Below are 13,441 nucleotides of genomic sequence, written 5' to 3' on the forward strand. Positions count from 1 at the left end.
GACCACAGGCCACAACCCCCGCTGCCCTCCCGAACAAACACCTCCGGAGAAAGCCGAAAACGCGATCGGCGGCTCCCGTACACCCGCCGCACCACGCAAGACCGGAATGATCAACCAGCGTTCAGCTGCAACCGCATCGGTGGATCGAGGCTCAGTGAGCCGGCCGCGCCGACTACGAAGAACGCCGAAAGGGTGGCGCGCAGCTTGGCACCGCCCGCCCGCTGGTAAATGAGCGCCATCGGCGGGCCTCCGATGGCAGCTGTGGTGGCGGTGACTGCGGCGACGCCGCCCGCGACGGAGAGGGTCAGACGCGTGCGGGGCACGTCCACGGGAAGCAGGCTGATGCCCACGGCCACCAGCACGGTCATGGCGACCACGGCCTCCATACCGCGTCCGGGGAACGCGGCGATCAGCCAGACTCCGCAAATCGTGCCGGGGAGGCGGCCGAGCAGCGCCCAACCCAGGCCGGGAAAGTCGATGTGCCTCCACTCCCTGACCAGGGTCAGCAGCGGCAGCACCGTGCTGACGACCAGCAGCGACGCGGGCATCAGGGACGGGTCGGCGACGGTGATGACCGGTGCCGCCACGACGCCCAGGCCGAAGCCCACACTGCTCTGTACGAGCGCGCCGACGCACGCTGCGATCCCGACAACGATCAGCAGTTGGTAGCTGAACATCGTCAGTAGGAGGTGCTCGGCGTCCACGGCCCGTGGGCATTGCGGAGCCGGGCGACCATCTCCCCCACGGTCGCGTCTGCGCGGATGGCGTCGATACATTCGGGCATGAGGTTGTCGCCGGCCTGGGCCGCGGCGGTGAGGTCGACGATGGCGGCGACGGCACGGGCGTCGCGGTGCTCCCGCAGCGCGGCCAGCGAGGGCACCTGGGCCTCCTCCAGCGCGGGGTTGACCCGTAACACGTCGAGCGGCTCGGTCCGGGCCGGGAACCGGTGGACGCCCACCACTATCGGCCCACCAGTCTCGACCTCGCGGGCGTACGCGTAGGCGGCGCCGGACAGTTCCCGTGTTTGGGTAGGAGGAAAGCCGCCGGCGGCGGGGCTGGGTCCGTCTTCGCCACAGCGGCACTATCCACGGTGGTCGTCGTCACGTCGATCATCGATTACGTTCGTTGGGTCCGATGGCGCTAGTGCGGGATGGGGACGTTGTCTGTCGAGGGTGTAGGCAGCGGTCGCGAGGACCCCGCCCTGGACCTCGTCGGTGGCTGGCTCCCAGGTCGCCCCACCGAGGTGGTCCTCGGCCCTGTCGCTCGGGTGGTAGCCGTTGGCGCGGCCGGCCTCACGGTCCCACCATCCCAGCTGGTTCGCCGAGACCCCATAGAAGGTCGCGTACGTGAGGTCGGGGGTTGACATTGCCGCGACGAAGGCGGCCGTTGCGTCTCTAGGGCTGAGCCAGGTGTGGCGGTGTCGAGGCTCGGTGGGACGAGGCCGGCAACTTCCGATGCGCAGGCACGCCACTTCAAGGCCAAACTTGTCGGCGTAGAGTCTGGCCACGGCTTCCCCCGCAACCTTGCTGACGCCATAAAACCCATCGGGGCGTACTGGCATGTCCGGACCCACCGGTACCGTCGTAGGGTAATAGCCGGTGACATGGTTGGTGCTGGCGAAGATGACGCGCGCAACGCTTGCCCGCCGGGCCGCCTCGAACACGTGGTAGGTACCGACGATGTTGACCTCGGTGAGGTCCCGGAAGTCGGCCTCGTCGGCTATTCCAGCGAGGTGGATGACGCCCTGGACGCCGGCCATTGCCTCGGTGAGGCCGGGCAGGTCCTGCAGGTCCAGGCTGTAAGCGCGCTCGTTTGGCGACTCGGCGGTCAGCGGCTTGATGTCAAGCAGCCGCAGACCCGGCACGACGGGGCGTAGTCCGGTACGCAGAATTCCACCGATCTGCCCAGCGGCCCCGGTGAGCAGCCACTCGCCGTCCAGCCTTGTCATCTTGCCTCCCATGGGTGGGGCGTCGCCGGCACGGCGGTCGCCGGAGCGGGGTCGGCGCGGATACGGCTCGGCCATCGGTGTCAGTCGACCGGTCGTAGCCAGGTCAGCAGCGCAGGGTCAGCGGCCAGCCTGGCATCGAGCGTCGCGCGGTGCTCGGGTGACAGGGCCGGCAGCGGGGACCGGGGTGCTCCGCCGGGTAGCCCACGCCGGTCAAGCAGGTGCTTCGCGGACGCGATGTAGGGCAGCCCGGCCGTCGCGGCCTGCAACCGCGCGACGGTGAGCTGCAGGTCCCGGGCTTCGGCGAGGCGTTCCTGGCGGTGCGCCGCGACGATGGCCGCGAACAGTTCGGGGACCACGTTGGCCAACGTGGACACCGCGCCCGCGGCGCCCATCGTCAGCGCTCCCAGCAGCAGAACGTTGTTTCCGGTGTACACGACCGGCGAATCGGGCTGGGACAGGTAGGTGGTGATCCGGGCGAGCGAGTCCCCGGTGTCCTTGAGCCCGCACAGGTTGGGGATCTCGCGAATCATTTTGATCACGAGGTCCGGGCCCAGTGCATAGCCGGTCCGGTCCGGGTTGTCGTACACGTAGTGGGCGCAGTCCGGCGCGGCCTGCGCGACGCGGGTGAAATGCTCGAGCTGGGACTCCGGCGTGTACGGGAAGAACAGCGGCGGTAGCGACGCGATCGCGGTGGCTCCGCATCCGGCCGCGTGGCGGGCTAGCTCCGCCGCCGTTGCGGTGTCCACGGCACCGCAGTGCACGACGACGGGTACCCGGGACGAGACGATCTTGAGCGCCGTCTCGGTGAATGCCTTGCGTTCATCCGCCGAGAGCAGAAGCCCCTCCCCCGAGGTGCCGAGGATGAACAAGCCGTCGACGCCGCGGCTGATCTGGAAGTCGATCAGAGCGGCCAGTGCTGTCTCATCCGGCTTGCCATCGGCGCCGTATGGCGTCAGGAGGGCGGAGAGAACGCCCTCGGCGTGCGGTGGCGCTGTCGTGCTGCTGGTCATGCCTGTCCTACCTTGCTCTGCTGAAGGGCGCGCATCACGTTGCGGGCCTCGTCGCCCATCCGGGTGAACTGCGAGTCGGGGGTCTCCTCCTGGAGGTTGTCGCCGGACCACTGCGTCCTGTCCGCGGCGTCCTTGTCGATGTCCAACCGGATCAGGCACGGTCCGGGGGCGGCGAGGACGGTGTCGAGGTCGGCGGCGAGCGCAACGGCGTCGGAGTAGCTGTGCGCTGCCGCGTAGCCGGCGGCGCTGGCCAGTCCCGTCCAGCTGATCCGATCGGCGGCGGGCAGCGCGAAGTTGGCGCCTCCCTCGAACCAGACACCGTTGTCGAAGACGAAGTGGTACAGGTTGCTCGGCCGGACCCCGGCCACCGTCACCAACGACCCGAGCTGCATGAGCAGACTTCCGTCCCCGTCGAGCAGGAGCACACTCCTGTCTGGTTGGGCGATGGCGATGCCCAGACCCAACGCCGAGGCGCCGCCCATCAAAGGGACGCAGCTCAGATTGAGGGGGCTCGGAGACAGCCGCGGGAACTGCCGCAGCGAGGACATCGTCGAGATGACGACGGCGTCCGGCGGCCGGGTGGCCGCGATCACTGACGCCGCCTCGGCCGTGCTCATTGCCATTTCCTGGACCCCCTGTCAGCGCTTCGCGTCGTGGACTTGTGCCGTGTCGGGCGTACCGCCCGCGCCGTTGTGATCGCTCGTCCCACTGCCGGGCCAGGCGGTGTAGGTGCCGACCAATGCCGCGGAGGGCCACTGCCGCTCGTGCGACAGTCGGTACGCCTTGCTCAGGTTGCCGACGTCCTCCGGTCGCTCGCACGGGAAGTACGGGATGTCGAGGGCGTCGAGGATGCGCTCGCAGTTGCGGACCAGCGGTCGCGCGGACTCTTGCGGCGGCCTGCCGAGGTTGGCGTACTCCCGCCCGAACTGCCCGATCATCATGAACAGCGGCAGTCGCGCGTCGATACCCACGGCACGGATCGCGTTGAGCGAGGCGTACAGACCTTGGTTCTGCATCATGACCATCGGGCGTGCTCCGCCGATGTGCAGCCCGGCCGCCATCGTCACGGCTTCGTCCTCGGTGCACGTGTAGATCAGCTGCGGGTGCGCCGGGTTCGCCTCCAACGCGCGGTAGACCGACAGCATCACGTAGTCGGGGACGGTGACCACGTGGGTGATGCCGCAGTCGAGAAATTCGCGGACCGCTGCGTCCGGGTCGAGCTGATGCGTCGGCGGACGCAGGTCCGGCTGGTCTACATTCATCGCCACACCTTTCTCAGTGAACGCGGTTCGGTCGTCGGAGCCGTCGGCGATGCCGAGTGGAGCGGGGTGCGAGTCACGGGCGCGACGTCCCCATTACGGGCGTCAGGCGGTCGGTGGCGAAGGCCAGCCCATGCCCGGCTGGCGTGTCAGCGCGCACGCCGTCGCTGGTCAGCGTGACCCCGCTGGGCCGGGACAGCGCGCTGAGCGCGTCGAAGGACGCGGAGTCGATGTCCTCGACCAGCGCCGGCAGGGGCAGGCAGAGGGCGAGCTGTCCCGAGATGTCCGGCAGCAGGTGCGGCATGACGGGGATGTCGAAAGTCCGGGCGAGCCGGGTGATGCGAAGGAATGGGGTGATCCCGCCGACGCGGCAGACGTTGGGTTGAACGAAGTCGCATCCGCCGGCGACCAGCAGATCCCGGAACTGGCGTTCGGTGTAGAGGCTCTCACCGGTGGCGATGGGAATGTCGATCGCCTGACGCAGGTGTGCGTACCCCTGGGTGTCGTCGGCGGGTAGCGGCTCCTCCAGCCAGTGGATGTCGAATGCGGACAGGGCCTTCGCCGCGCGGCGGGCGGCGGGGACGTCCCACAGCTGGTTCGCGTCGATCATGAGCATCCGGTCGGGCCCGATGATGCGGCGTACCGTGGCGACCCGCTCGATGTCCTCGTCCAGATCGGGCCGGCCGACCTTGATCTTGAATCGGGTGTGTCCGGTCGCGACCCAACGGCGCGCCTGTTCCTCGAGCTCCGCCATGGGCAGGTGCCGGTTGACGCCGCTGGCGTAGACGGGCACCTGGTCGCGTTGCCGTCCGATGAGGTCGACGAGGCTCGACCCCGCCCGCTTCGCCGCCAGGTCCCACAGCGCGATGTCCACGGCGGCGATCGCCAGGGTGGTGACACCACCGGCGCCCGCCTCGCGTAGCCGCCACCACAACCGGTCCCACACGGCGGCGGGCACCACCGGTCCGCCCTCGACGAACGGGCGGCAGTCCTCCTCGATCATCGTCTGGATGGCGAGGGCGCCGATCTGGGGGGTCCAGGTGAAGCCCTGTCCGACCAGGCCGTCGTTGCTCTCCAACTCAGTGACAATCAGGTACTGGCAGGTCACGTCGATGTCCCACGGTTGCGACATGGGCAGCCGGTACGTGCTGGCGGTCAGGCGGTGCACACGCATGAGGTCGTCCTTCCGCGTCGGGGACTGGTCGGCTGGCAGGGGCAGGATCTGCCCCGCGGCGTACCTGTCACACTGGCGTCCCGGCGGCTCTGATCTTCGGCGAGAGGTGACAGCTCGCGAGGTGTCCTGCATCGACCTCGGCGAGTGGCGGCACTTCACGGCAGACGGCTTCGGCAAAGCGGCAGCGGGGGTGGAAGCTGCACCCCGATGGCGGGTTCTTCGGGCTCGGGATCTCCCCGGGCAGCAGCAACCGCCGCCGTCCCTGCCGGCGATGCGGGTCGGGCTCGGACACCGAGTCGAGCAGGGCCCGTGTGTACGGGTGGGCCGGGGCATCCAGCACCTGCTCGGCGGGGCCGATCTCCGCGACCCGGCCGAGGTACATCACGGCCAGCCGGTCGGCCAGGTAGTCGACGATCCGTAGGTTGTGCGTGATGACCAGGTAGGTCAGGCCGTGGCTGGCCCGCAGCGAACGCAACAGGCTCAGGATCTTTGCCGCGGCGGACACGTCGAGGCCGGCCGTCGGCTCGTCCGCAACCAGGAAGTCGGGGTGCAGCGACAAGGCCCGCGCGATGCCGATCCGGCGGGCCTGCCCGCCGGAGAGCTCATGCGGGTACTTCTGTGCGAGCGCTGCCGACAGTTCGACCATCTCCAGCAGCTCAGCGACCGAGTAGCGCTGCTCTGCCGGCACGTCGTGAATCCGGTACGGCTCGCTGAGCAGTTCCGATACGCGAAGCCGCGGGGACAGGCTGCCGTGCGGGTCCTGGAAGATCATTTGCATCTTCGGCCGTAGTCGGCGGAACTCGGCTCCCCGAAGCCCGGTGATGTCCCGCCCCTGGAAGAAGATCCGCCCGTGTGTCGCGGGGGCCAGTCGCAGGATGGCGCGGCCCAGCGTCGTCTTGCCCGATCCGGACTCCCCCACGAGGCAGACCACCTCGCCGCGGCGGATGTCCAGGTCGACGCCGTCGACTGCGCGCACCGCACCAGGCTGCCGGCCGCGTAGGCGCTGGAACCACCACTGCCGGTCGACGTAGTGGGTCCGCAGCCCCCGGACGCTGACGATGGGGTCCGGCCGGTCGTGGTCGTTGGTCACGGCTGTTCCTTCCGCCCGGCGCTTGCCACGTTCGGCTGGCGCAGGTTGGCGTGCCCGGATTCGGCGTCGTAGAGGTGGCAGCGCACCCGCTGCCCCGTCACCTCGACGTACCGGGGCCGCTGCTCTTCGCAGCGGGGCTCGGCGTGCGCGCACCGGTTCGCGAACGCGCAGCCGTCGGGCAGCTCGGCGAGGGACGGCACCCGTCCGGGGATCGTCGGGAGCTCGGACCCTCGCCACCGCCGCGACGGGACGGACGCCAGCAGCGCTTCGGTGTAGGGGTGCCGCGGATGGTCGAACAGGTCCGTCACCGTGGCCGCCTCGACGGCCCGCCCGGCGTACATCACCACGACCCGGTCGCACATCTGGGCCACGACCCCGAGGTCATGGGTGATGAACAGGATGGCGGTACCGCGTTCGTCGCGCAGGTCGCACAGCAACTGGAGGATCTGTGCTTCGAGGGTCACGTCCAGCGCCGAGGTGACCTCGTCGGCGATCAGCAGCGCCGGTTCCAGCAGGAGCGCCATCGCGATCATGATGCGCTGGCGTTGACCACCGGAGAACTCGTGCGGGTACGACCGGAGGCGGGCCGCCGGATCGGGAATACCGACCCGCTCCAGCATCTCGACGATGCGGCGCCGAGCCGCCGCGCGGTCCGCCCGCGCCGGGGAGTGGGCGCGCAGCACGTCGAGCATCTGGCTGCCGATCGTCAGGGTGGGGTTGAGGCTCGTCAGCGGATCCTGGAAGACCATGGAGATCTCGCTGCCCCGCAGTCGCCTGCGCTCCTCCGGCCCCAGCGTGAACAGGTCGCGTCCCCGGTAGAGCGCCCGCCCGCCGGTCACCTCGCCGTTCGGGGGCAGCAGCCCGAGGAGCGCGGCCGACAGGGTCGACTTGCCGCAACCCGATTCGCCGACGATGCCGATGATCTCGCCTGGGTGGGCCGTGATGGTCACGTCCTGCAGGGCGGCGAGGGCGCGCCCCTGCGAGTGGTACGTGACGTCCAGACCGTCGACCTCGAGCAGGTACGGGTCGTTGATGCGAGCGTCATCGGTCATAGCGCAACCCCTTGGCTCCGGAGAGGCGTGGATCGGAGACATCGCGCAGGGTTTCGCCGAGCGTGGTGAACCCGATGGTGGTCAGCACGAGCGCTAGTGCCGTCCAGAGCACGGCCCACGGCGCCTCGTACACGTCTGCGAAGCCGTCGCTCAGGATGACGCCCCACGACGGCGTCGGCGGCTGTACGCCCATGCCGAGGAATGACAGGCCCGCCTCGACCGTGATGGCGCTCGGGATGTTCATCGCCAGCAGGATGAACAGCGGCGCGATGACATTGGGCAGCACGTGTACCCCGATGATCCGCAGGGTGCTGGCGCCAAGGGCCCGTTCGGCCTCGATGAACGGACTCTGCCGCAGGGCGAGTACGGATGCCCGGGTCACGCGTGCCGACTGCGGTGCGAAGGTGATGGCGACGACGATCACGAGGTTGGTCAGCGAGGGACCGAGCACAGCGACGAGCACCAGCGCGAGCACGACCGACGGGAACGCCTGGATCGTGTCCATGAACACGACCACCGCGTTGTCCACCCACCCGCCCAGGTACCCGGCGACGAGCCCCAGCAGGAGTCCGAGCACGAGTGCGGCGCAGACGGCGGGGAGTGCCACGGCGAGTTCGACGCGGACGCCGAGCAGGATCCTCGACAGCAGGTCCCGGCCGAGCCCGTCGGTGCCGAGCAGGTGGCTGCCGGACGGGCCCTGGAGCCGGTTGGGGATGTCCTGTACCGCTCCGTCGTAGGGCACGACGTACGGGGCGAACACGGCGACGAGCACGAGCGCGGCGACGACCGCCAGGCCGAAGGCGCCGGCGGGGCGCCGGACAAGACGCCCGAGCAGCGGACGTACTCCGGCGGAGGGGCGCGTCTCCAGGTCGGGTGCGGAAGCGATGGTCACGTCAGGCTCCTACCGCAGAGTCCTCGACACGGATCCGTGGGTCCACCAGCCGGTAGGACAGGTCCGCGAGAAGATTCGTGAGGACATAGAACAGCGCGATCACCAGGACGGCTCCTTGAACGATGGGGAAGTTCCGCTCGGAGATCGCTTCCACGGTGAGCCGCCCGAGTCCCGGTCGGGAGAAGATGATCTCGACGAGGACGGCGCCGCCGAGCAGATCGGCGAGGCCCGAGCTGAGCACGGCGACCGTGGGGATGATGGCGTTCTTCAACGCCCACTTGTAGAAGATGATCCGGTCGCGCACACCGAACGCCCGAGAGGTGCGCACGTAGTTCGAGCCGAGCACCGACAGCATGCTGGTGCGCACGAGCCGTGCCACGTATCCGATCCAGGCGATCGCCAGCGCGCACGCCGGCAGCACCAGGTGCGTGGCGTAGTCCAGAGGGTTCGCGAAGCTGCCCGTGCCGAGCGCCGGTAGCACGTCCAGTTGGACGGCGAAGACGATCAGCAGCAGCAGTGCGGCGATGTAGGACGGCATCGTGATGAACCCGATGGACAGCAGGGCCATGGCCCGGTCGGCCAGCGAGTTCTGCCGCCGGGCGGCGTAGACGCCGAGTGGGATGCCGACGAGCGCCGCGAGGCCCAGCGCAGTGATCGCAAGCACCACAGTATGCGGGATGGCCTCCGCGATCAGCTGCGTGACCGGCGTGCGGGACAAGAAGTCCAGGCCGAGATCGCCGCGCAGGGCGCCCACGACGAAGTCCCACACCTGGACTGGGATGGGATCGTCGAGCCCCATTTCCGCGCGGACGACCTCGACCTGGGCCGGCGTGGCCTGTGGCCCGAGGACGATCTCGACCGGATCCCCGGGCACCAGGTGCACGAGGAGGGAGAGGAAGGTCATCACGGTGAGCACGACGACGACCGTCATGCCCAGCCGTTTGAGCAGGTACGTGGCCACTGGTTGTCTCCGGTTGCTGTCGGTGCGGTCCTAGGCGTCTCGGCCGAAGGTCCAGGGGATGAAGTCTCCGTCGGGGCGGATCGGCGTCTTCAGGCCCTTGCGCTTGCCGAGGAACGCCGTCGGCCACGCCACCCACAGCGCCACCGCGTCCTCATCCATGAGCTGCTGCATCCGGATGTACATGTCGTTGCGCTTTGCGGGATCGCGTTCGACGAGCGCCTCGTTGTGCAGGCGGGTGAACTCCTTGTTGTCCCAGCTCATCCAGTTCCACTCGCCGACCTGGTCGCTGGTGAACCACTTCGTCGACCAGGACGGGTCGGGCTTGGTGGAGTAGCTCATGTAGAAGAGCTGCTTCTGGGCGTTCGCCTCCGGGGTGGCCTGGTTGAAGACACCGCCCTCCTGGACGAGCACCTTCACGTCGAAGCCCACCTCGTTGAGGTTGGCCTGCACGATCTCGGCGACCTTGGGCCCGCCAGGCGTTCCGCTCGACACCGACATCTCGATCTTCATGCCCTGCGCGCCGGCCTTGGCCAGGAACTCCTTGGCCTTGGCCAGATCGCGCTGGTAAACGGGCGCGCCCTTCCAGTAGCCGATCGGCATGCCGGGCGCGACGATCCCGGTCGCCCGGGTCCATTGGCCGTTGAAGGCACCGGCGATGATGGCGGGAACGTCGATGCCGTGGATAACCGCCAGCCGCACGTCCTTGTTCTTGAAGTTCGGGTGGGCGGTGTTGATGCCGATCCAGTTGTAGCGCAGCGATGTCTTGTCGATGACCTCGAAGCTGCGGTTCTTCTTGATCCGCGCGACCGCCGCCGGTCCCAGCACGGCGAAGTCGAGCTCGTCGGTCTCCAGCGCGATGGTCGTAGGGTTGTCCTCGGCGATGACGACGAACCGGAGCTCTTCCCACAGCGGCTTGCCCGCGTAGTCGGCGGCGCCACCGTAGTTCGCGAACTTCTTGAGCACGACGTGCTGGTTGCGCTTCCACTCGACGAACTCGTACGGGCCCGTGCCGATCGGGCTGGTGCCAAATGCCTCGCCCCGCTCCTCGACCGCACGCTTCGAGACGATCTCACCCGAGCCGACCGGCAGGGTCGTGGCGAGCAGCGGAGCGAACGGCTCCTTCAGCACAATCGTCCCGCTGTACTTGTCGTGGACCTCGACGCCCTTGAGGGTGGCCCAGTCCGACTTGTATGACGACTTGATCTTCGGCTCGGTCAGCCCGGCGATCCGCTCGTACGAGAACTTGACGTCCTCGGCCGTCAGCTCGCCGTAGCCGCCGTGGAACTGGATCCCCTTCTTCAGGGTGAAGTTGTAGCGCAGCCCGTCACTGGACGGTTCGAACGTCTCCGCCAACTCGTTGGCCAGCTCGAACGTGTCCGGCCGGTAGGTCACCAGGTGCTGAAAGATGTTGGCCCGGACGGTCGTGTTGGTGTGCCCGGCGTTGAACGCCGGGTCCAAGTTTGAGATGTCGTCGTCGAGGTGGATCCGCAGCAGCTTGGTCGAGATGTCAGCCCCGGCCCCGTCCTCGCCGCCGCAGGCGGCCAGCAGCGAACTCACCCCGGCGAGAGAGACGCCGAGCGCCGAGAACTTGAGCAGATTGCGGCGGCTCAGACCGCCGGGAGTCCGGTTACCGATGTTGCTCGCGTCCATGATCTCCACCTTCGAAACTGTGCAGCTGGCAGGGAAGGCCGGGCCCAGGAACCGTTGCGGTGTCACGCAGTGGGTCGCCCCCGTGACGGACTCAACAGTGTGACGCAGACGACCCGCTTGTTCCGCTGAGATGAAAGCAGTTCTATCCAGCGAAAGTCAACGGTCTTGTCGGTGTCATCTGGGGCAGTTAGCAGTGGTCACGGGGCACCTCGAAGTCGCGGGTGCTCTCGAAGACCCGTCGGTCGCTCTCGAAGGCATTCACGGTGTTCGTCACCCGGAAGTTCTCGAGGTCTGCCGTCATGACGCTGTGGGCCTCGATACGGATACGCCAGCCGTCGCGGGCCAGATGGTAGGTCGTCTCACTGCTCACCCTGGCCGAGAGCGGGTCGCCCTCAGTGATCGCGTACGTCTCGAGCCTGGACCGCCGTTTCGCGAGCCCGGTGGTGGTCACGGTCGTGTCGTCCTCCGACCTGCGCAGGATTTCCACCGTCCCGGTCGCCAGGTCGCGGACGATCACCCGCCCGCCGGCGGGGTCTTGGGGGTTGGACACCACGGGCGCCGGCGCCGCCGTCTCGGGCTCGCCGAAGGCCGCCAACTGCCCGTCCTCCGGCCGAGGGGTGCGTACCGGCAGGTCCAGCCGCGTCGATCCGCCGGTGAACAGCGACAACGCGAACTGCTCCGGGGGCGGCCACACCCATGGCCAGTAGGAGGACGAAACGGCCAGTCGCAGCCGGTGCCCCGCCGGCACCGCCTGGGCGATGGCGTTCATCGACACGGTGACCTCGTACCGCCGGCCAGGTTTGAGGGCCCGAGGATGCTCGTGGCCATCGGCGTGGCTGAGGTTGAGCACACCGCGCGTGACGAGCAGCGACGAGCCGTCCGGCGCGACGTCACACAGCCGGACGACCACCGTGGCGAGCGGCCGCGACGAGGCCAGCGAGAGCGTGACCTCGGGGAAGCCGAAGATCTCGATCCGGTCCGCCAGCGGCTTTGTGTCGAAGCACAGCGACCGGGCGTCCTCGGCCCGCTGGTCCAACGGGAGGTCGGCCGCACCGCCGGCCGGACACCAGTCGCCGGCATCCAGGCCGACGAGCTGAGTCCCGTCGATCTCCAGGCGCCGCTCCGCGACCGGGTGGTCGACCAGCGCCCCCGCATCCAGCATGTACGCCAGGCGCTGGTCGTCTGTCCGGGGCCAGGACGGTTCGGCCACCCACCGCCCGGGACGCACGTCGTAGGCGGGACGGGGCGGCACGGGCTCCTGCATCCAGGCGCGCAGCATGGGCTCGTCCATGATCCCGGTGTCGACGCCCTTGAGCCAGTGGTCCCACCAGCGCAGGCACTCCTGGAGGAACCCGATCGCAGGGCCGGGTACGCCGGACTCCGGATACTGGTGGCCCCACGGGCCGATCAGTGCCTTGCGCGGACCGGGGAGGCCGGCGAGCAGGCGCGGGATCGCGTTCGAGTATGCGTCCGCCCAGCCACCGACGGCGTATACCGGGCACTCGATCGCCGAGTAGTCCTCACAGACGGAACCGTGCTTCCAGTAGTCGTCCCGTCGCTGGTGGGTGAGCCAGGCCTCGACGAACGGCGGGCTGCCCTCCAGCCGCTCCAGCCACATCTCTCGCCAGCGCTCGCCGGCCACGGCCGGGTCCGGCGGCAGCGCGTTGAAGCCGAGCATGGTCGACGCCCAGGGCAGCATCTTCGAGGCGAGAACGGTGCCGCCCAGGTAGTGGACGTCGTCGGCGTACCGGTCGTCGGTGGAACAGACGGTGATGATCGCGCCGAGCTCCGCGGGGCGGCGAGCCGCGATCTGAAGCCCGTTGAACCCGCCCCACGACTTGCCGATGATCCCGACCTTTCCGGTGCACCAGGGCTGCTCGGCCAACCAGCCGAGCACCTCCAGCGCGTCGTCCTGCTCCTGGGCGAGGTACTCGTCCAGGAGCACGCCCTCGGACTCGCCGCTGCCACGCATGTCCACCCGGACCGCGGCGTAGCCGTGCCCGGCGAAGTACGGATGCATCTGCGAGTCCCGTACGACCGTGCCGTCGCCCTTGCGGTACGGGATGTACTCCAGGATCGCGGGGACCGGATCGGAGGACGCGTCCACGGGGAGCCACACCCGGGCGGATAGCCGGACGCCGTCACGCATCGAAATCCAAACGTGATCGATCACGTCGACCGGACGATCGAAGTGGGTCTTGATCCTACGGGCTCGTGCCATGCCGCCCCTCTGTCCTTCGACCGCCCGTATCCGCCGCTCACCGCACCATGAGGTCGTCGAAGCGGGCCCGACGGAGGGCTTCTGCTGGCGACCGGGGGTCGGTTACTTTGACGTTCCACGTTGGTTGACAACGGGCGGGCACTAGTAGAGCATTTCCGGCGAGATGAAATCAGTTCAAGCCAGC

At 68.7% G+C, this 13,441-nt stretch carries 13 protein-coding genes; all 13 read right to left on the minus strand.

The window, feature by feature from the left end:
* Window positions 1-110 precede the first annotated feature (110 nt).
* Window positions 111-704, minus strand: a complete 594-nt coding sequence (locus AB0873_RS27925) for a sulfite exporter TauE/SafE family protein (protein ID WP_366603369.1) — start codon at window positions 702-704, stop codon at window positions 111-113.
* Window positions 680-1,015, minus strand: a complete 336-nt coding sequence (locus AB0873_RS27930; RefSeq protein WP_366603424.1) for a methylmalonyl-CoA mutase family protein — start codon at window positions 1,013-1,015, stop codon at window positions 680-682. The genes AB0873_RS27925 and AB0873_RS27930 overlap by 25 nt, the downstream gene beginning before the upstream one ends.
* 66 nt (window positions 1,016-1,081) lie before the next feature.
* Window positions 1,082-1,948: an NAD(P)-dependent oxidoreductase gene (locus AB0873_RS27935; protein WP_366603372.1), complete on the minus strand. Its 867-nt coding sequence runs from the start codon at window positions 1,946-1,948 to the stop codon at window positions 1,082-1,084.
* 80 nt (window positions 1,949-2,028) lie between these two features.
* Entirely contained in the window at window positions 2,029-2,958 is a 930-nt protein-coding gene (locus AB0873_RS27940; RefSeq protein ID WP_366603373.1) for a dihydrodipicolinate synthase family protein, read from the minus strand.
* Complete coding sequence (locus tag AB0873_RS27945; RefSeq protein ID WP_366603375.1) at window positions 2,955-3,575, minus strand: thiamine pyrophosphate-dependent enzyme; 621 nt, start codon at window positions 3,573-3,575, stop codon at window positions 2,955-2,957. Before AB0873_RS27945 ends, AB0873_RS27940 begins: the two co-directional genes overlap by 4 nt.
* Window positions 3,576-3,596: 21 nt before the next feature.
* The gene (locus AB0873_RS27950; RefSeq protein ID WP_366603376.1) at window positions 3,597-4,220 is read right to left on the minus strand and encodes a thiamine pyrophosphate-binding protein; all 624 of its coding nucleotides are present in this window, start codon (window positions 4,218-4,220) and stop codon (window positions 3,597-3,599) included.
* A gap of 73 nt (window positions 4,221-4,293) precedes the next feature.
* Window positions 4,294-5,391, minus strand: coding sequence for a mandelate racemase/muconate lactonizing enzyme family protein (locus AB0873_RS27955; RefSeq protein ID WP_366603378.1), 1,098 nt, complete (start codon window positions 5,389-5,391; stop codon window positions 4,294-4,296).
* A 67-nt stretch (window positions 5,392-5,458) separates the two neighbouring features.
* Window positions 5,459-6,481, minus strand: a complete 1,023-nt coding sequence (locus tag AB0873_RS27960) for an ABC transporter ATP-binding protein (protein ID WP_366603380.1) — start codon at window positions 6,479-6,481, stop codon at window positions 5,459-5,461.
* A complete protein-coding gene (locus tag AB0873_RS27965; RefSeq protein WP_366603382.1) occupies window positions 6,478-7,533 on the minus strand; it encodes an ABC transporter ATP-binding protein in 1,056 nt (351 codons plus the stop codon). Before AB0873_RS27965 ends, AB0873_RS27960 begins: the two co-directional genes overlap by 4 nt.
* The gene (locus tag AB0873_RS27970) at window positions 7,523-8,425 is read right to left on the minus strand and encodes an ABC transporter permease (protein WP_366603384.1); all 903 of its coding nucleotides are present in this window, start codon (window positions 8,423-8,425) and stop codon (window positions 7,523-7,525) included. Before AB0873_RS27970 ends, AB0873_RS27965 begins: the two co-directional genes overlap by 11 nt.
* Window position 8,426: 1 nt before the next feature.
* A complete protein-coding gene (locus tag AB0873_RS27975; protein ID WP_155332591.1) occupies window positions 8,427-9,386 on the minus strand; it encodes an ABC transporter permease in 960 nt (319 codons plus the stop codon).
* A gap of 30 nt (window positions 9,387-9,416) precedes the next feature.
* Window positions 9,417-11,036, minus strand: a complete 1,620-nt coding sequence (locus AB0873_RS27980) for an ABC transporter substrate-binding protein (protein ID WP_155332592.1) — start codon at window positions 11,034-11,036, stop codon at window positions 9,417-9,419.
* Window positions 11,037-11,223: 187 nt separating this feature from the next.
* Window positions 11,224-13,185 carry a CocE/NonD family hydrolase gene (locus AB0873_RS27985; RefSeq protein WP_366603386.1) on the minus strand — a complete coding sequence of 654 codons (1,962 nt, stop codon included), beginning with the start codon at window positions 13,183-13,185 and terminating at the stop codon, window positions 11,224-11,226.
* Window positions 13,186-13,441: the final 256 nt, after the last annotated feature.

Source organism: Micromonospora sp. NPDC047707, assembly GCF_040704235.1.
In the GTDB taxonomy this organism is placed as follows: domain Bacteria; phylum Actinomycetota; class Actinomycetes; order Mycobacteriales; family Micromonosporaceae; genus Micromonospora.